Raw genomic sequence first — 19,438 nt, forward strand, 5'->3', positions numbered from 1 at the left:
GGCGGGCCCTAGCCGGCCTGTCCACTCGGTAGAAGACCATCAGTGGGGGTGCAGGTGCCCCCGCGCTACCCAGTGAGAGTGGATGTGAGCAAGCGAGCCTTTAACTTCTGCGCCGGCCCGGCCGCGCTTCCGGAAGCTGTCCTGCAACGCGCCCAGGCGGAACTCCTCGATTGGCAAGGCAAAGGCCTCTCCGTCATGGAAATGAGCCATCGCAGTGACGATTATGTCGCCATCGCCGAGAAGGCCGAGCAGGATCTGCGCGATCTGCTTTCCATCCCCTCCAACTACAAGGTGTTGTTCCTTCAGGGCGGTGCCAGCCAGCAGTTCGCCGAGATCCCGCTGAACCTGCTTCCGGAAAACGGTGTGGCCGACTACGTCGAGACCGGCATCTGGTCGAAGAAGAGCATCGAGGAAGCTGCTCGCTACGGCCGCGTCAATGTGGCTGCCAGCGCCAAGGGCCTGGACTACTTCGCCATTCCCGGGCAGAACGACTGGAAACTCAGTGCGGATGCCGCCTATCTTCACTACGCCTCCAACGAGACCATCGGTGGCCTGCAGTTCGACTGGATTCCCGAGACCGGTGATGTGCCGCTGGTTGTGGATATGTCTTCCGACATCCTCTCCCGCCCGCTCGACGTTTCCCGCTTCGGCCTGATCTACGCCGGCGCGCAGAAGAACATCGGCCCGAGCGGCCTGGTCGTGGTCATCGTCCGCGAAGACCTGTTGGGGCGCGCACGTTCGTCCTGCCCGACCATGCTCAATTACAAGATCGCCGCGGATAACGGCTCCATGTACAACACGCCGGCGACCTTCTCCTGGTACCTCTCGGGCCTGGTGTTCGAGTGGCTGAAGGAGCAGGGCGGCGTCGAGGCCATGGAGCAGCGCAACCGCGCGAAGAAGGAACTGCTCTACGGCTACATCGACAAGAGCGACTTCTATACCAACCCGATCGCAGTGAATGCGCGTTCGTGGATGAACGTTCCGTTCCGCCTGGCCGATGAGCGCCTGGACAAGGACTTCCTCGTCGGTGCCGACGCCCGTGGCCTGCTCAACCTCAAGGGCCATCGCTCGGTGGGCGGCATGCGCGCCTCCATCTATAACGCCGTTGGCCTGGACGCAGTCGAAGCCCTGGTGGCCTACATGGCGGAGTTCGAGAAGGAGCGCGGCTGATGTCCGAGCACGAACTGAAGGCCCTGCGCCTGCGTATCGACAGTCTCGACGAGAAGATCCTCGAGCTCATCAGTGATCGCGCCCGCTGTGCCCAGGATGTGGCGCGGGTGAAGATGGCCGCTCTGCCGGAAGGCGAAAAGCCGATCTTCTATCGCCCCGAGCGTGAAGCCTGGGTGCTCAAGCACATCATGGAGCGCAACCAGGGGCCGCTGGACAACGAAGAGATGGCGCGGCTGTTCCGCGAAATCATGTCGTCCTGCCTGGCGCTGGAACAGCCGCTCAAGGTCGCGTACCTGGGGCCGGAGGGTACTTTCACCCAGGCTGCGGCGATGAAGCATTTCGGTCACGCGGTGATCAGCACGCCGATGGCGGCCATCGATGAGGTGTTCCGCGAAGTGGCGGCCGGTGCGGTCAACTTCGGCGTGGTGCCGGTGGAGAACTCCACCGAGGGTGCGGTCAACCACACCCTGGACAGCTTCCTCGAACACGACATGGTCATCTGTGGTGAGGTGGAATTGCGTATCCACCATCACCTGCTGGTGGGCGACACCACCAAGACCGACAACATTACCCGCATCTACTCCCACGCCCAGTCCCTGGCCCAGTGCCGCAAGTGGCTGGACGCGCACTACCCGAACGTCGAGCGCGTGGCTGTTTCCAGCAACGCCGACGCCGCCAAGCGGGTGAAGAGCGAGTGGAACTCCGCCGCCATCGCCGGCGACATGGCCGCCAGCCTCTATGGGCTGACCAAGCTCTGCGAGAAGATCGAGGATCGCCCGGACAACTCCACGCGCTTCCTCATCATCGGCAGCCAGGAAGTGCCGCCCACTGGCGACGACAAGACTTCGGTCATCGTCTCCATGCGCAACAAGCCGGGCGCGCTGCATGAGTTGTTGGTGCCCTTCCACACCAATGGCATCGACTTGACCCGTATCGAGACCCGCCCGTCCCGCAGCGGCAAGTGGACCTATGTGTTCTTCATCGACTTCATCGGCCATCACCGTGATCCGCTGATCAAGGATGTGCTGGAGAAGATCAACCAGGAAGCCGTGGCGCTGAAGGTGCTGGGGTCCTACCCGAAAGCGGTTCTCTGAACCCAAGAGATTTCCCAAGGAGCGCCCATGAGCTGCGACTTCCTCGCCCTGGCACAGCCGGGCGTGCAGAAACTTTCGCCTTACGTGCCGGGCAAGCCGGTTGATGAGCTGGCCCGCGAGCTGAACCTCGACCCGGCCGGCATCGTCAAGCTGGCCAGCAACGAGAACCCCTTGGGCCCGAGCCCGAAGGTGATCGAAGCCATCCGTGCCGAGCTGGCCGAACTGACCCGCTATCCCGATGGCAACGGCTTCGAGCTCAAGCGTCGCCTGGCCGAGCGTTATGACCTGAAGCCGGAGCAGGTAACCCTGGGCAATGGTTCCAACGACATCCTCGAGCTGGTGGGTCGTGCTTACCTGGCCCCGGGCCTGAATGCGGTCTTCAGCGAGCATGCTTTTGCCGTCTATCCCATCGTCACCCAGGCTGTCGGTGCGACTGCCAAGGTGGTGCCGGCCAGGGATTGGGGGCATGACCTGCCGGCGATGCTGGCGGCCATCGACGAGCAGACCCGCGTCGTCTTCGTCGCCAACCCGAACAACCCGACCGGTACCTGGTTCGGCCCGGAAGCGCTGGATGGTTTCCTCGCCAAAGTGCCGGAGAACGTGCTGGTGGTGCTGGATGAGGCCTACATCGAGTACGCATCGGGCGATGAGCTGCCTGATGGCCTCGACTACCTGGCGCGCTATCCGAACCTGCTGGTCTCCCGCACCTTCTCCAAGGCTTTCGGCCTCGCCGCGCTGCGCGTCGGCTACGGGATTTCCTCGGCCCGCGTCGCCGATGTTCTGAACCGTGTGCGCCAGCCGTTCAACGTCAACAGTCTCGCACTGGCAGCCGCGTGCGCAGCCCTGGCGGATGCCGAGTACCTGGCCGAAAGCCGTCGTCTCAATGATGCCGGCATGGCGCAACTGGAAGACGGTTGCCGCGCGCTGGGCCTGGGGTGGATTCCGTCCCGTGGCAACTTCATTGCCATCGATTTCGGTCGTGATACTGCCGGGATCAACAAGGCCTTGCTGGCTGCCGGCGTTATCGTGCGCCCGGTAGCCGGCTATGGCATGCCGAACTTCCTGCGTGTTTCCATCGGTCTCCCCCAGGAGAACCAGCGCTTTCTCGACGTTCTGGGGCAGGTGCTTGCCCGTGGCTGATGTCATGCCGCTGCAACAGCGTTCTCCTAAGCTCGGGCGCCTCGTGGTGATCGGGCTTGGCCTGATCGGTGGCTCCTTTGCCAAGGGGCTGCGTGAGAAGGGGGCGTTCGATGAAGTCGTGGGTGTCGATCTGGACGCCGAGTCGCGCCGCCTGGCCGTGGAGCTGGGCGTGGTCGACCGTTGCGAGGTCGATCTCGCTGCCGCCTGTCAGGGGGCTGCGGTGATCCAGCTCGCCGTGCCTATCCTGGCCATGGAGCGCCTGCTGAAAGAGCTGGCGCAGCTCGATCTCGGCAATGTGGTGCTGACCGATGTCGGCAGCGCCAAAGGCAATGTCGTGCGTGCCGCGCGCCTGGCTTTCGATGGCATGCCGGCGCGCTTCGTACCTGGGCACCCCATCGCCGGCTCCGAGCAGAGCGGGGTGGAGGCGGCCAATGGCGCACTCTTCAGTCGCCACAAGGTGATCCTGACGCCTCAGGATTCCACCGATGCCGACGCGCTGGCTCTGGTCGATGCGCTCTGGCGCGAGCTGGGTGCTGACGTCGAGCACATGCAGGTCGAGCATCACGACGAAGTGCTCGCCGCCACCAGCCACTTGCCACACCTGTTGGCGTTCGGCCTGGTGGATTCGCTGGCCAAGCGCAGCGAGAACCTGGAGATTTTCCGCTATGCCGCCGGTGGCTTCCGCGATTTCACGCGGATCGCCGGCAGTGATCCAGTCATGTGGCACGACATCTTCCTCGCCAACCGCGAGGCCGTGCTGCGGGTGCTGGACGCATTTCGTGGCGACCTCGACGCCTTGCGCGACGCGGTCGACGCTGGGGATGGGCATCAACTGCTGGGCGTTTTCACTCGCGCCCGCGTCGCCCGCGAACATTTCAGTAAAATCCTGGCCCGCAGGGCCTATGTGGACGCCATGCACAATAACGACCTGATTTACCTGGCCCAGCCGGGTGGCCGCCTTTCCGGACGTATCCGCGTTCCGGGCGACAAGTCCATTTCCCACCGCTCGATCATGCTCGGCTCCCTGGCCGAAGGCACGACCGAGGTCGAGGGCTTCCTCGAGGGCGAAGACGCCCTGGCGACCCTGCAGGCGTTCCGCGACATGGGGGTGGTTATCGAGGGCCCGCACCATGGCCGCGTGACCATCCATGGCGTTGGCCTGCATGGCCTGAAGCAGCCGCCCGGCCCGTTGTACCTGGGTAACTCCGGTACCTCCATGCGTCTGCTCAGCGGCCTGCTCGCCGCCCAGCCGTTCGACACCACCCTGACCGGCGACGCTTCGCTGTCCAAGCGCCCGATGAACCGCGTGGCCAAGCCGCTTCGCGAAATGGGCGCAGTGATCGAAACTGCCGCCGAAGGCCGTCCGCCAATGGTCATCCGTGGTGGCCAGCGCCTTACCGGCATGAGCTACGAGATGCCGATGGCCAGCGCCCAGGTCAAATCCTGCCTGCTGCTCGCCGGTCTCTATGCCGCCGGTGAAACCTCCGTCACCGAGCCCGCGCCGACCCGTGATCACACCGAGCGCATGCTGCAGGGCTTCGGCTACCCCGTTGCCGTGGATGGCAGCACTGCAACCGTGGAAAGCGGTCACAAGCTCTCTTCGACCCATATCGAAGTGCCTGCGGACATTTCCTCGGCAGCCTTCTTCCTGGTCGCCGCGAGCATCGCCGAAGGTTCCGAACTGCTGCTGGAGCACGTGGGCATCAACCCGACCCGTACCGGCGTGATCGACATCCTCAAGCTGATGGGCGCCGATATCACCCTGGAGAACCAGCGTGAAGTGGGTGGCGAGCCGGTTGCTGATATCCGCGTGCGCGCTGCGAAGCTCAAGGGCATCGATATCCCCGAGGACCTGGTGCCGCTGGCCATCGACGAGTTCCCGGTGTTGTTCGTCGCTGCCGCCTGTGCCGAAGGGCGTACCGTGCTGCGTGGCGCCGAAGAGCTGCGGGTCAAGGAGTCCGACCGCATCCAGGTGATGGCCGATGGCCTGGTAGCGCTGGGCGTGAAGGCCGAGCCGACCCCGGACGGCATCATCATCGACGGCGGGGCCTTCGGTGGTGGTGAGGTCTGGAGCCACGGCGACCACCGCATCGCCATGTCCTTCAGCGTCGCTTCGCTGCGGGCGGGTGGGGAAATCCGTATTCATGATTGCGCCAACGTCGCGACCTCCTTCCCGAACTTCCTCGGGCTGGCGGCGCAGGTCGGCATCCAAGTCGCCGAAGAGGGCAAGTGATGAGTACTGCAGCGCCGGTCATCGCCATCGACGGCCCGGGTGGCTCGGGCAAGGGCACGGTCGCGGGCTTGCTGGCCAAGCGCCTCGGCTGGAACCTGCTGGACTCCGGTGCGCTTTATCGCCTGCTGGCCTTCGCGGCGCGTAACCATGGCGTCGACCTGACCAACGAGGAGTCGCTGAAGGTTCTGGCGGCGCATCTCGATGTGCAGTTCCTCTCCAATGCCGGTGGCGTGCAGCGGATCATCCTCGAGGGCGAGGACGTCTCCGACGTCATCCGCACCGAGACGGTGGGGGCGGGGGCTTCGCAGGTCGCTGCACTGCCGGCGGTGCGCGATGCGCTGTTGCAGCGTCAGCGCGCATTCCAGGAGGCGCCCGGCCTGGTCGCCGATGGGCGCGACATGGGCACCGTGGTGTTCCCCGATGCGCCGCTGAAGATCTTCCTCACTGCTACTGCAGAAGAGCGTGCGCGTCGCCGCTATCTGCAGTTGAAGGGCAAGGGCATGGAGGTCGAGATGGCTTCCCTGCTGAACGAGATCATCGAGCGGGATGAGCGTGATACCCAGCGCTCCGTTGCGCCGCTCAAGCCCGCTGCGGATGCGCTGATCCTCGACTCCACCCATCTGAGCATCGACGAGGTGCTGGAGCGGATTCTCGCGGCTTTTGCTGATCTGGGGCTGGATGACTGATCGGGTATCTACGCCGACAACGCCGCGGCCCCCGGTCGCGGCGTTGTCGTTTTCACAGCGACCAGGGCATTGGCGACCCGTCGGGCTGAAGGCCCGGCTTCGCCAAGTCGTGGCAATTGACGGCAGTCAACCTCATTGCTAACATTCCAGCCCTTATGTCGGCTTGATTTCTCTCGTTAGAGGTCGGGCCGGTTCTGATTCCGAAAGGATGTGCCTCATTGCCAGTCATCCGACTGAGCGTGGTGCCGCAGGGGTGGAACGGGATACCAGTTAACGTCCCTTTCACCTTTAATCACTGACTTGACCGCATTTGCTGGTAGTGCGGAATAGGGCCTTTAGTGGCCTTTGACTACAGGTATGATCATGAGCGAAAGCTTTGCAGAACTTTTTGAAGAAAGCCTGAAATCCCTCGACATGCAGCCGGGTGCCATCATCACCGGCATCGTGGTCGACATCGACGGTGACTGGGTCACCGTGCATGCTGGCCTCAAGTCCGAGGGCGTCATCCCGGTCGAGCAGTTCTACAACGAACAGGGCGAGCTGACCATCAGCGTGGGTGACGAAGTTCACGTTGCGCTGGACGCGGTAGAAGATGGTTTCGGTGAAACCAAGCTGTCCCGCGAGAAAGCCAAGCGCGCCGAGTGCTGGATTGTTCTGGAAGCTGCTTTCGCTGCTGAAGAAGTGGTCAAGGGCGTTATCAACGGCAAGGTCAAAGGCGGTTTCACCGTCGACGTCAGCGGCATCCGCGCGTTCCTGCCGGGCTCCCTGGTGGACGTCCGCCCCGTGCGCGACACCACTCACCTGGAAGGCAAAGAGCTCGAGTTCAAAGTCATCAAGCTCGACCAGAAGCGCAACAACGTTGTCGTTTCCCGTCGCAGCGTCCTGGAAGCCGAGAACAGCGCCGAGCGTGAAGCTCTGCTGGAATCCCTGCAGGAAGGCCAGCAAGTCAAAGGTATCGTCAAGAACCTCACTGACTACGGCGCATTCGTTGATCTGGGCGGCGTAGACGGCCTGCTGCACATCACCGACATGGCTTGGAAGCGCATCAAGCACCCGTCCGAGATCGTCAACGTTGGCGACGAGATCGACGTCAAGGTTCTGAAGTTCGACCGCGAGCGCAACCGCGTCTCCCTGGGCCTGAAGCAACTGGGCGAAGACCCATGGGTTGCCATCAAGGCTCGCTACCCGGAAGGCACCCGCGTAACCGCGCGCGTTACCAACCTGACCGACTACGGCTGCTTCGCAGAGCTGGAAGAAGGCGTGGAAGGTCTGGTGCACGTTTCCGAGATGGATTGGACCAACAAGAACATCCACCCGTCCAAAGTCGTTCAGGTTGGCGACGAAGTGGAAGTTCAGGTTCTCGACATCGACGAAGAGCGTCGTCGTATCTCCCTGGGTATCAAGCAGTGCAAATCCAACCCGTGGGAAGACTTCTCCGGTCGCTTCAATAAAGGCGACAAGATCTCCGGCACCATCAAGTCGATCACCGATTTCGGTATCTTCATTGGTCTGGAAGGCGGCATCGACGGCCTGGTTCACCTGTCCGACATTTCCTGGAACGAAGTTGGCGAAGAAGCCGTACGTCGTTTCAAGAAGGGCGACGAGCTTGATACCGTCATCCTGTCCGTAGATCCGGAGCGCGAGCGCATCTCCCTGGGTATCAAGCAGCTGGAAGACGATCCGTTCTCCAACTACGCCTCCCTGAACGAGAAGGGCACCATCGTGCGCGGTATCGTCAAGGAAGTTGATGCCAAGGGCGCTGTAATCACCCTGGGCGATGACATCGAAGGCATCCTGAAAGCCTCCGAAATCAGCCGTGACCGCGTTGAAGACGCGCGCAACGTGCTGAAAGAAGGCGAAGAAGTCGAAGCCAAGATCATCAGCATCGACCGTAAGAGCCGCGTCATCAGCCTGTCCGTCAAGTCGAAAGACGTGGACGACGAGAAAGACGCAATGAAGGAACTGCGCAAGCAGGAATCCGAGAGCACTGGTCCGACCACCATTGGTGATCTGATCCGCGCTCAGATGGAGAACCAGGGCTAAGTCCTGATTCCTTCATCAAAAAGGGCGGCCTAGGCCGCCCTTTTTGTTGTCTGAGTTTTACCCTTGGTTATTAGGGCTGTTCAAAGCTCCGTGGTCATGCTAAAACCGCGTAGAGCTGATCTAGCCGCTTGATATAGAAGGGAAAAACCATGACCAAGTCGGAGTTGATCGAACGAATCGTTACCCATCAGGGCCAGCTTTCCTCGAAGGATGTGGAGCTTGCCATTAAGACCATGCTCGAGCAGATGTCCCAGGCATTGGCTACGGGGGATCGTATCGAGATACGCGGCTTTGGCAGCTTCTCCCTGCATTTCCGTGCGCCTCGTACAGGGCGTAATCCGAAGACTGGTGAGTCGGTTCGCCTGGATGGTAAATTTGTGCCGCACTTCAAACCGGGCAAGGAGTTACGGGATCGGGTTAACGAGGAGGAGTAGGCTTGAGTTCAAGGTGATTGAGCAGGAGGCTCGCTGCGCAACCCCCTCTTCAAAGTAGATGTCGTACATAGCCTGCTTGCGAAATACCAGAAAGTAGGCAGAATGCGCCTTCAGTTGTCTAGCTGGAGCAAGGTTACCTCTATTCTCTGCTGTATAGGCCGCTAGGCCGGTAGTTCACACCTAGGGCTGAGCCCCTCTAGTTTCGTTATTTTCAAGGGATTTGTTAGTGTGGTACTCCTCGATTCTTCCTCCGGCTACTCTCTTCGGCATTTCGCGATACTGCTGTAGCCCGCCTATTTTCTGTCGATGGACCAAGCGCCTTACCTTTGCCCTTTGTGCAGTTGAGTCTTCCGATTGGTTTTTCTGCCGGTTGGCGCCCGTTCCACTTTTTGAGGTGCTTTCCACCGTGTGCAATCACCGCGGGAGGTTTCCTGGCTATGTGGCGAGAATCTTGAAACTATTCTTATTAATGTTTAAGCGTCAATGCTATCTGTTTTTTGGCTGTTGTAAGGGTGTGAACATACCCACTATGGCTAGTCCAAGCGTACTGTGAAGGCCCGCTGCTGCGTTATTTGGTGCTTTGCTTTGGTAGATGGATAAGTTAAGAGTGTTTCTGGTTTCCAGTATTATTTGTAAGGTTCTAAGGTTGCATTTATGTGATTTACTGTATTTTGCCGATCATAATGTTCTGAGTGCAGAGATTTATTGATGAAGCTTTTCATGATAACCAATTGCGTCGATATGGCAGCGTTTGCTATCGCAAGTGGCGTAGATCGTATCTTTGTAGATACTGAGATTATTGGTAAGGATGCGCGTCAAGGGCACCTTAGCACCGTGATCAGCCGGCACACGTTGGATGATGTTCGCCGGATCAGATCGGTAGTACCGGAGGGGCGTTTGCTCGTTCGTATCAACCCAATCCATGAAGGAAGCGAGGCTGAAATTGACCTTGCGATTGAGGCGGGTGCTGACGTACTTATGCTTCCGATGTTTCGTTGTGTAGAGGAGGTTGAGTTATTTACAGCGGCAGTAGGGGGGCGTGCACGCTGCAATCTTCTCGTCGAGACCGTGTCTGCTGCTGCCAATCTTAAAGCGTGTGTCGACGTGCCAGGTGTCGACGAGGTGCATATTGGCCTAAACGATCTTCATCTAGAGCTTGGCCTCGACTTCATGTTTGAGCCTTTGGCCAGCGGAGTGGTCGATAGTATGGCTGAGATATTACGGGGCAGTGGTAAACCCTTTGGCATCGGTGGCATCGCGCGTGTCGGCGAGGGGCTGTTGCCAGCGGAGTTACTATTGGCCGAGCATGTTCGTTTAGGATCGACAGCCGCCATCCTTTCTAGAACGTTTCATCGTCAAGCTTCATCTGTCTCCGAAATCAGAAAGCAGATGGACTTCCCCGCAGAGCTTGGCAAACTCAAGAGCGCATTTCAGAGAAGCAAGAGCTATGATTCTGAAACGTTGCAGGCTAATCATCGTGATGTTCAAGAAAAAGTAAAATTGATAGTTGAGTCGATAAGGGCGCGCAGGTTGAAGTGATGACGCAGGCGCAGCGAAATCTACTTGGGGCTGGGCTCTTCTTGAGCTTGGCTTTGATGGGGGGGCGACTGGCAGGCTTCGGCCGGGAAATTTTAATTGCATCTTCATTCGGTTTGTCCGCCGAGGCAGATGTTGCAATTATTCTCCTCTCGATTCCTGATCTTCTTGTCAATCTTCTGCTGTCTGGGGGGTTAAGTGTCGCTCTTGTTCCGGCATTGAGGTCGGCGGACTCAGGTAAAGAGGCGGCGCTTTTTTTCCAGGCTTCTATTGTCGTGGGCGGGGGGTTCGCCACATTAGCAACGATTTTCGTAATGGCACCGACGGCGTGGTTCGGCTTATTGGCCCCGGGGGTGCTCAGTCCGCTGCGCTGGCTAGACAATTGGATGATTTATGCCATTGCAGTCGCTATTCCCCTAACTGCGCTATCCGGCGTTAGTTCGGCGACATTGAATGCAAGAGACCGTTTTTTTGTTGCAGGCTGCGGTACGTTGATATTCAACCTTTGTGTCATCGGTGGGCTGTTCTACGCTGTGACTATTGGGGGGGCGTATCTCTCTTGGCTATGCGCTGGGATTTTCCTGGGTGCATTAATTCGTTGGCTTAGTCAGCTCCTGGCGCTTCGAGTTGGACGTCTGCCCAAGGTATATGATGCGTCTTATGGTTGGGTTCTGGATAAGCAGTTGTTGCTAGGCTTTGTGGCGGGGCTTGCTTCGGCCTCTCTGCTGGTGGTGGTGCCCTTAATCTTGCGGGCGGGAGCGTCATGGCTTGGGGAGGGTGAGTTAGCTGCGTTTAACTATGCCGTTAAACTGGTCGAATTGCCTCTGGGAATTATTATTACCACCCTTGCCACTGTGGCATTTCCTCGGCTGAGTGAGGCGCATGATCGACAAGATACTGGTGCCTTTAACGATATCCTGAACGTATCGTTACAGCGGTCGGTGTTACTGTCTATTGTCATCGTACTGTGCGGACTTCCATTCATTGATGCCGTGATTTCTATAATATTTGGGGCTGGGCAGATAAATACTGCGGGGCTTCAGCATATTACGGCTCTCACGCAGGTCGCGTTGCTGAGCGTGCCTTTCGTTGGTATTTCGAGCCTCGCTGCTGCTGCGGTGAATGCGCAAAGACGGCCGTCGGAAGTCCTGCGGCGTACCGCTGTAGTCATGTTGTTTCTCCCGTTACTTTGCCTTCCCGGCCTTTGGATGAAAGAGCCTGTCGTTCTGATGTTGGCTTTACCGGTCTTTCATATGATGTTGGCTGCCAATCTTGTTCGGGTTGCGGGTTGGTCTGCCCTTAAGGCTGTACTAAGAGGCACATTCATTCTTCGGCTTGGTGTGTTAATTTTTGCAGTTGTCCTTATAGCGGTGTTGTTGGATTTCTTGTTTCTGAAGCTTGCCGGATCATGGCTAATGGGGCCATTGGCAGTATGGCGCTTAGGATTGGCGGGAATCGCATTCAGTATCAGTGCTGTCGCGGTACTCTACATGATGCGATTACGGGAAAGAGTGGTATGAAATGAAGCGAATATTTGATTTTTTTAGTTCACTTGCGGCAATCATTATCTTGTCACCACTGATGATCGGAGTTGCAGCCGCTATCTACTTCTCTGATTTTGGCCCTGTCCTGTTCAAGCAGAGGCGTATTGGTCGGAATGGGCGCGAGTTCTTTATTTATAAGTTTCGCAGCATGGTGGTAGATGCGGACAAACTCGGGGGATACGCCACGGCAGATGGTGACCCACGTATTACTCGAGTGGGGCGGTTCATTAGGCGAACTAGCCTTGATGAGCTCCCACAGTTGTTGAATGTGCTCTCGGGGTCAATGAGCGTTGTGGGACCACGGCCAGATGTACCTGCACAGAGGGCGCTTTACACTGATGATGAATGGAGCCTGCGCATTAGTGTTCGCCCAGGGATCACTGGTCTGGCTCAGGCGACGCTACGTTCGGCGGCTACAGAGAGCCAACGTAAAGAACTGGATTTGCAATATGCTCGACAGGTCTCGCTGCTCAAGGATATTCAGATTATTCTACTGACATTCAAACAAGTTTTTGGAAAGGGCGGCAACTGAAATGTGCGGCATTTTTGGCTATTTCCACCGGGGAGTGCGCTCCCTTTCACCTGAGAAATTGAACGCCATGGGAATGGCAATCCAGCACCGCGGGCCTGACGATCAAGGGATCTTCAGCGCCCCCGGTCTCGCGCTAGGCAACCAGCGGCTTTCGATAATTGATCTTGCAGGCGGTCATCAGCCATTTGTTTCAGATGACGGGAAAATTGTCGTCGTGCAAAACGGAGAGATATTTAACCACGTTGAACTCGCCGTCGATTTAGCCCGGACGGGATACCCGTGCCGCACTCATTCGGATACGGAAGTGCTATTGCGCTTGTATGAGCGTGAAGGCATTTCTTTTGTCAGCAAGCTAAATGGAATGTTTGCCATTGCCATTTATGATGCCCGTGAGCAGTCCGTCTATTTAGTCAGGGATCGGATCGGCGTTAAACCTCTTTATGTGCACGACGATGGACTTCAGCTGACTTTTGGTTCCGAAATAAAGTCACTGCTCCGCGCTGGGATGCCTCGTCCTGCAATGAATGAGGAGGCCTTGCATCATTACTTGACCTTTAACTATGTACCTGCCCCGCTCACTCTATATCAGGGTGTTCATCATCTCATGCCGGGACATGTGATGAAGATTACCCGGGCGGGCAGCTCGGTATCACGCTGGTGGGACTTGGCTTCCGTCGAGCCGGTACATGGCCGATCCGAAGCTGATTGGATAGAGGAATTTAACTATATTCTTGATGATGCGGTGCGGCTTCGCTTGAGAAGCGATGTTCCGTTTGGCGCTTTTTTGTCGGGTGGGGTGGATTCCAGCACTGTCGTAGGGTTAATGGCTCGGCATATGCCTGAGCCGGTCAAGACATTTTGCATAGGCTTTGATGATCCCCGTTACGATGAGTCGATATACGCCCAGGAAGCAGCTAGTCGCTTCGGTACTCAGCATATTATGGAGCGCGTCGCGCCTGACATGCTGGAACTCTGGCCCATGGCGACCTATCACTGCGATCAACCTCATGGCGATGTATCGTTTCTTCCTACCTATCGTGTTTCCGCTCTAGCGGCTAAACATGTAAAGGTGGTACTGACAGGCGATGGCGGCGACGAGTTGTTTGCCGGTTATGACAAGCATAGAGATTTCTTCTCCAATCCTGATGTTGAAACGCTTACAGATAGCGAGTTCCAGCGTCGCTACTTTGACAGTATTTCCTTGTTCACCAGCCACGGCAAATCTGCGCTCTATAAGCCAGAGATGGCTGCGCGTCTGCGTGGAATTGAGTCTTTCGACATTGCGGCTCCGTATTTTCAAGCTGTTTCCCATCAGGACCGGATTAATCAGGCTCTGTTCCTGGATATGCAGTTGTTGCTCAGCGGCAATAATCTGGTGAAGCCCGATAGAATGGGAATGGCTGTTTCTCTTGAGGCGCGTACTCCATTTCTTGACTATCGGATGATGGAGTTTGCTTTTCGCATGCCGGGTGAATTAAAGCTCAAGGATGGTGTGACGAAATATATTTACAAGAAGGCCGTGGCGCCATTGATTGGTGAGCATCTCGCCTATCGAAAGAAACAGATGTTTACAGTTCCGGTCGGGGAGTGGTTCAAGACCACCAAGAAAGATTATTGCTTGTCTAATCTTCCCAATGACTCTTTCTCCAATGATGCGTTGAGTTCTATATGTGAGGAGCATTTTTCGAACACGCGAAATCGAACTAGAGAGTTGCGTGCGCTCATTGCATTAAAGCATTGGGTTGACATGGTCTGATTTCAGAGGGTTTGGTGATGCTGGTTGATTAATATGCAGGGACCAATAAGTAGAGCGCTGTTTAAAATTTTGTTTTGCTCCTCCCTTATTATTTGTTGGATTCAAGCGTCTGTGAGTGGTAAGAGCTTCTTGCCTGTCGCCGTAGAGGGGGGGGCGGTGGATGGGTATACGTCGCAAGTTCTTTATGTGCGTGAAATCATTGAGCTTGGTGGGAGTTTTCTTGATCAACCTCCACTTGTCTGGATTCACTTGATACGGTCAATTTTGTTCTATTATTTGGATTTTCTAAGTTATATAGGCGGTGCATGGTTGGTGGCGCTTGGCGTTGCTCTGTTCTTTGTGCCGCTTATGCGGCTCTTCGTCCATGCGAGATTTTCTTATGTTTCTATTCTGCTGCCTATTTTAATTGCATTGGTGAGTTATCGGGCTGTATTTGTTGCGCTGTCCGTCGGTTATATTTTTTTGTATTTTCTATATTCTAGGCGAGTAATTTATCTGGTTATTTCTTTTATATTCCTGAATCTGAGTTCTGCCTCTGTTTTGATAGGGATGCTCGTCGTGTGTATCTATGCTTTTAGATTTTCGGCATGGAGTTGGCGCTTGGGGGTTTTTCTTATAGGGTTGACTCTCTCTTTCATGATTTCATTGCAAGATAAGATCGTTGGGTTTATGTCGGCCAGCATCGGCTATCAACCCACCGTGTCGGTAGGTGAGGGCGGGCTTTGGGGGGTTCTGACTCGAAATACTATTTTTACCTCTTTCTACGAGGGCGATTACATGAGAGGAGCGGGATACCTTGCATTTCTCTTTGTAGCGCTCTTGATCATTTTCTTATCCCTATGTGTTCGAGAGTTTAAAGGGTATGGATTGTTGTTTCTTGCGGGGCTTCCGGCTTTCTTCCTTGAAGGCCTGGGTGTTATTGCTTTGACCATCCCATTGTTTATGTTTTTTTGTCAGGTTCCACTTGCTATTAGATCGGAATATCACCAGTCAGCTCAGTCATGGTACAAGGAAAGAGTATGAGCGATATTCAGGATAAGGTCCTATTTGTTTGCTACGGTGGTGGGCATTCCGCTGCATTGTTGCCTGTAATAAAGCGACTTATAAGTCGCGAGGTGGATGTTGCTGTTCTTGGGTTGACAACAGCAAAGCGGGCTATAGAGCGTGAGGGGATCAAGACATTAGATTTTAGTGCTCTTGTAGAAGGGATTCGGCCCTACAAGCGTGCTACCGATGTGGGCTCAATGCTGGCCAAGGCTCACGCTTCCCATCCCATGGTTAGCTTCCGTGATACGGCTGCTTATCTGGGTGTTGGGTTTCATGCTCTTGTGAGGGATTATGGCTTGATAAAGGCCAAAGAAATGTACGCCCTTTCTGGCAGGCAGGTATTTTTACCTACTGATTTCTTTATTGAGCTCTTTAAAAAGGAGCGGCCGAGTCTGGTTGTATCTACCAATTCTCCAAGGTCAGAGCGTGCTGCACTTGAGGCTGCCCGCGAACTGGGTATTCCATCCGTCTGTTTGGTTGATCTCTATGCGTACTATGAAATTGAATGGTGTGCATCAGATCGCTATGCGAGTAAAGTCTGCGTTTTGAATCAGCAGGTGTGCGAGCGCTTTGTGGACGCTGGTTTGAATGTGTCTCGAATCAGTATTACGGGTAATCCGGCATTTGACCGATTAGCGCATATTGACCGCCTTCAGTGCAGGCGCATGTTCCGCCAGCGATTGGGCATTGAGGAGTCTCAATCGTTAGTCGTATGGATCTCGCAACCCGAGCCACGCAAGCATCCTTTCTCTGGCGCTCTTGGCGACGAAAACTATCCTATAGGTGTAGAAAAATACCTCTTTGAGGTATTTGGCAATGATCCTGCTGTGCACTTGGCCATGCGTTTGCACCCCAGCGAGTCTCGCCCTCCGTCAGTTGTGGCAGATCGTGTTCATTACAGCGACTCAACTGACTCGTTGGATCATTTGCTTTGTGCCGCAGACTGTATTGTCACGGCAAGCTCGACTGTTGGGCTGGAAGCAGCCTACCTGGGTTTACCTGTCATCCAGTGTATGGATTCTATTTTCTCTCACGATCTACCGCTTGCGAAGCTTGGCGTCGCCACTGCAGTAGAGACTTATAGGGATCTGGGGGGCGCAATTCGCAGCGTTCTCGACTGTCCTGAGGAGGGGCGGACGCCTAACCTTTTCGACGGCAGTGCCGCTGCGAGAGTTGAGGCGGTGATTTTGGAGCTGCTGGGAGGTGGGGCATGAGTTTCATTGCCAGCCTCGGTGTCGCGCGATGCGCTTCCTGAATAAATCTTGTAATATGCCGGAGGTCAAGTGCTGCGCTGATGCTGGAAGGCGCCAGTTTAAAAAATACCTTATTTTTCTCCTAATGCTGTTGAAAGTAAGGTGCTGATACTACGGGTGTTGGTTAGTTGTTGTGTGCCGACTAGCTAATAGCGTTTGGATTTTAATATTATGGATAGTGGTATTTTATGAATAAAGTTCCGTACCCCTCGGCAATCGATAAAGCTGCATTTTCAACTGCGGCAAATGTCACTGACGCTAAGTATGGCTTGCCTAGCGAAGTGCAGTATTGTGTTCGCTGTGTTATTTCCAATCAGCGACCAAACTCGGCGGTTGAGTACTCTCACACTAAGTCCACCAAAAAGAAAACTATTCACTTTGATGAGCACGGTGTGTGTGATGCATGCCGGTTCGCGGAAAGAAAGCACGCTAGTATCAATTGGGATGATCGCGAGCGTCAGTTGCGTGAGTTGTGTGATCAGCATCGTAGTAAAGACGGTAGCTACGATTGCATTGTTCCCGGCTCTGGTGGTAAGGACAGTTTTTATGCATCTCATATATTGAGAACTAAGTATGGCATGCACCCGCTAACTGTCACGTGGGCCCCGCACGTTTACACCGAGTGGGGGTGGCGAAATTTCCAAAGCTGGATTCATGCTGGCCATGACAATCTTCTGATGACGCCGAATGGGCGGGTGCACCGTCTGCTAACTCGTCTTGCGGTAGATAACCTTTTTCATCCTTTCCAAGCCTTTATGTTTGGACAGAAAGCGCTTGCGCCGAAAATGGCGCTTTTGCACAAAATACCACTGGTTTTCTTTGGCGAAAACGAAGCTGAATATGGAAACCCAATTGGCGATACTGAGTCTGCCAAGCGGGATTGGTCATATTTTACTTCCGACGATCAGTCGAAAGTCAGCTTGGGTGGAGTGTCTGTACCTGATTTGAAAGAGTTCTTTGATGTGGAGCAGCAAGACTTGCTGCCGTATTTACCTGCTGATCCGCATCAAATTGAAGAGCAGAAAGTCGAAGTACATTATTTGGGCTATTACTTGAAGTGGCATCCACAGAGTTGCTATTACTATGCCGTTGAACACGGCGGTTTCGAAGCTTCGCCAGAGCGAACGCCGGGAACTTACAGCAAATACAATAGCATTGATGATAGGATTGACGACTTCCATTACTACACTACCGGTGTGAAATTTGGCCTGGGCCGGGCCAGTTATGATGCGGCGCAGGAGATTCGATCGGGCGACATTACTCGCGAAGAAGGTGCTGCGCTTGTAAAACGATTTGATCATGAGTTTCCGGAGCGTTTTGCTGACGAGATTTTCCGCTACCTGAGCATCACCCCTGAAGAGTTTCCTCGCGCTAGTCAGATGTTTGCAGAGCCTATCATGTCGCGAGACTACTTTACTGCACTGGCTGATACCTTCCGTAGCCCGCATCTCTGGCTTTGGGAGAACGGTGAATGGAAGCTGCGCCATGCGGTATGGCACGAACAGCACAAGAAGTGATGGGCTGGATTCTTAAATGAGTAATTTGCGATTAATACCGCGTCTTGACATCAAGGGGCCCAATCTCATCAAAGGTATTCGTCTTGAGGGGTTGCGCGTTATCGGCGACCCCCAAGAGTATGCAGTTCGCTATGCGGAGGCGGGTGCTGATGAGTTGCTTTATGTTGACATCGTTGCAAGCCTCTATGGTCGAAATAATCTGAGCGATATTATTCGTCGGGCCGCGGATAGGGTGTTTGTTCCTATTACCGTAGCAGGGGGTATACGCAGTGTGGAAGATGCGAGGCACATCCTGCGTTCTGGAGCGGATAAAGTTGCTATAAATACAGCAGCTGTACTGAGACCTGAGCTTATTCGCGAGGTGTCAAGACGCTTTGGTTCCCAAGCGATGGTTCTCTCTATCGAGGCAAAAGAGCAAGCGCCTGGTAAGTGGGAGGCCTACACGGATAATGGCAGGGAGCGCACGGGGCTAGATGTTGTCGAATGGGCTGTAAGAGGGGTTGAACTAGGTGCGGGCGAGGTGCTCGTTACTTCAGTCGATCGAGAGGGGACTCGGAAAGGCTTTGACATTGATTTGATTCGCCAGATAAGCGATGCGGTTTCTGTGCCTGTCATCGCCAGCGGTGGTATGGGTAAAGTCGAGCATATGGTGGATGCTGCCAAGTTAGCTAGGCCAGATGCCATCGCGATGGCTGATGTATTGCATTATAACCGAATGACTATTGATGAAATTCGCAGTGCGGCGCTGGCGGCTGAATTGCCTGTTAGGAAGGTGACTCTTGGCAAATAAAAGCATTACGTTACTTGACTACGGTATGGCAAATTTATTGAATGTCGCCAGGGCATTTGAGTATTGCGGTGCTGCTGTGCGTGTTATTGAAGACCCTAGAGAAGTTGTTTCTGCAGATCGTCTCGTAGTACCAGGCGTGGGTGCTTTTGCAGATGTAATTAGAGAGCTGTCGGAACGGGGACTGGATGAGGCCATTCGCCGCTTCTCGGAGACCGAGAGACCGCTGTTCGGTATTTGTGTCGGGATGCAGATGCTTTTCGAGGGAAGTGAAGAGTTTGGTGAGCATCATGGTTTGGGGATACTTCCAGGCCGAGTAAAGGCGGTGCCGGCCAGATCCGTTGATGGCGATGCGCAGCGCGTGCCTCATATCGGCTGGAACCATCTGGTACTGCCAAGCTCCCAGCACTCATGGGCAGAGACGCCTCTGGATGGGCTGGAGAATGAACAGCCTGCATTTTATTTTGTGCATTCATATTCCGCTCATCCCGATCGCGATGAAGATAAGCTGGCGGAGTGCATCTACGGCGGACATCGGATATGTGCGGCAGTCCGTCGAGATAATATTTTTGCCACTCAATTTCATCCGGAGCGCAGCGGCACTGCCGGACTTGAATTGATTAAGAGATTCTTAGGCTAGCTGGGAGTCTGGCCGCTTGCTGTTTG

General features: G+C 55.4%; 16 protein-coding genes. All 16 read left to right on the plus strand.

Annotated features, from left to right (window positions below; genetic code table 11):
• Window positions 1-84 precede the first annotated feature (84 nt).
• The 16 genes from serC (at window position 85) to hisH (ending at window position 19,412) form a co-directional block, all read left to right on the plus strand.
• The gene (serC, locus tag OEJ36_RS28370; RefSeq protein WP_021221176.1) at window positions 85-1,170 is read left to right on the plus strand and encodes a 3-phosphoserine/phosphohydroxythreonine transaminase; all 1,086 of its coding nucleotides are present in this window, start codon (window positions 85-87) and stop codon (window positions 1,168-1,170) included.
• Window positions 1,170-2,264, plus strand: coding sequence for a prephenate dehydratase (gene pheA / locus OEJ36_RS28375; protein ID WP_411861065.1), 1,095 nt, complete (start codon window positions 1,170-1,172; stop codon window positions 2,262-2,264). The genes serC and pheA overlap by 1 nt, the downstream gene beginning before the upstream one ends.
• A gap of 27 nt (window positions 2,265-2,291) precedes the next feature.
• A complete protein-coding gene (gene hisC, locus OEJ36_RS28380; RefSeq protein ID WP_263404350.1) occupies window positions 2,292-3,404 on the plus strand; it encodes a histidinol-phosphate transaminase in 1,113 nt (370 codons plus the stop codon).
• Window positions 3,397-5,637: a bifunctional prephenate dehydrogenase/3-phosphoshikimate 1-carboxyvinyltransferase gene (locus OEJ36_RS28385; RefSeq protein ID WP_263404351.1), complete on the plus strand. Its 2,241-nt coding sequence runs from the start codon at window positions 3,397-3,399 to the stop codon at window positions 5,635-5,637. Before hisC ends, OEJ36_RS28385 begins: the two co-directional genes overlap by 8 nt.
• Window positions 5,637-6,323, plus strand: a complete 687-nt coding sequence (cmk, locus tag OEJ36_RS28390; RefSeq protein ID WP_263404352.1) for a (d)CMP kinase — start codon at window positions 5,637-5,639, stop codon at window positions 6,321-6,323. Before OEJ36_RS28385 ends, cmk begins: the two co-directional genes overlap by 1 nt.
• A 363-nt stretch (window positions 6,324-6,686) precedes the next feature.
• Window positions 6,687-8,366: a 30S ribosomal protein S1 gene (gene rpsA / locus OEJ36_RS28395; protein ID WP_043243257.1), complete on the plus strand. Its 1,680-nt coding sequence runs from the start codon at window positions 6,687-6,689 to the stop codon at window positions 8,364-8,366.
• 149 nt (window positions 8,367-8,515) lie between these two features.
• On the plus strand, window positions 8,516-8,800 hold the full coding sequence (gene ihfB / locus OEJ36_RS28400) for an integration host factor subunit beta (protein ID WP_021221182.1): 285 nt from the start codon (window positions 8,516-8,518) through the stop codon (window positions 8,798-8,800).
• 708 nt (window positions 8,801-9,508) lie between these two features.
• Window positions 9,509-10,339 (plus strand): aldolase/citrate lyase family protein, encoded by an 831-nt coding sequence (locus OEJ36_RS28405; protein WP_263404353.1) that lies wholly within the window; start codon window positions 9,509-9,511, stop codon window positions 10,337-10,339.
• Window positions 10,339-11,856 (plus strand): murein biosynthesis integral membrane protein MurJ, encoded by a 1,518-nt coding sequence (gene murJ / locus OEJ36_RS28410; protein ID WP_263404354.1) that lies wholly within the window; start codon window positions 10,339-10,341, stop codon window positions 11,854-11,856. The genes OEJ36_RS28405 and murJ overlap by 1 nt, the downstream gene beginning before the upstream one ends.
• A gap of 1 nt (window position 11,857) precedes the next feature.
• Window positions 11,858-12,412 carry a sugar transferase gene (locus tag OEJ36_RS28415; protein WP_263404355.1) on the plus strand — a complete coding sequence of 185 codons (555 nt, stop codon included), beginning with the start codon at window positions 11,858-11,860 and terminating at the stop codon, window positions 12,410-12,412.
• 1 nt (window position 12,413) lies between these two features.
• Window positions 12,414-14,168, plus strand: a complete 1,755-nt coding sequence (asnB, locus tag OEJ36_RS28420) for an asparagine synthase (glutamine-hydrolyzing) (RefSeq protein WP_263404356.1) — start codon at window positions 12,414-12,416, stop codon at window positions 14,166-14,168.
• A gap of 129 nt (window positions 14,169-14,297) precedes the next feature.
• Window positions 14,298-15,191 (plus strand): hypothetical protein, encoded by an 894-nt coding sequence (locus OEJ36_RS28425; RefSeq protein WP_263404357.1) that lies wholly within the window; start codon window positions 14,298-14,300, stop codon window positions 15,189-15,191.
• Complete coding sequence (locus OEJ36_RS28430) at window positions 15,188-16,429, plus strand: CDP-glycerol glycerophosphotransferase family protein (protein WP_263404358.1); 1,242 nt, start codon at window positions 15,188-15,190, stop codon at window positions 16,427-16,429. The genes OEJ36_RS28425 and OEJ36_RS28430 overlap by 4 nt, the downstream gene beginning before the upstream one ends.
• Before the next feature lie 227 nt (window positions 16,430-16,656).
• The gene (locus OEJ36_RS28435; protein WP_263404359.1) at window positions 16,657-17,985 is read left to right on the plus strand and encodes an N-acetyl sugar amidotransferase; all 1,329 of its coding nucleotides are present in this window, start codon (window positions 16,657-16,659) and stop codon (window positions 17,983-17,985) included.
• Window positions 17,986-18,001: 16 nt separating this feature from the next.
• Window positions 18,002-18,775: an imidazole glycerol phosphate synthase subunit HisF gene (gene hisF / locus OEJ36_RS28440; protein WP_263404360.1), complete on the plus strand. Its 774-nt coding sequence runs from the start codon at window positions 18,002-18,004 to the stop codon at window positions 18,773-18,775.
• A complete protein-coding gene (hisH, locus tag OEJ36_RS28445; protein WP_263404361.1) occupies window positions 18,765-19,412 on the plus strand; it encodes an imidazole glycerol phosphate synthase subunit HisH in 648 nt (215 codons plus the stop codon). Before hisF ends, hisH begins: the two co-directional genes overlap by 11 nt.
• Window positions 19,413-19,438: the final 26 nt, after the last annotated feature.

It is taken from the genome of Pseudomonas sp. PDM13 (genome assembly GCF_025685765.1).
Classification (GTDB): Bacteria; Pseudomonadota; Gammaproteobacteria; order Pseudomonadales; family Pseudomonadaceae; genus Metapseudomonas; species Metapseudomonas solani.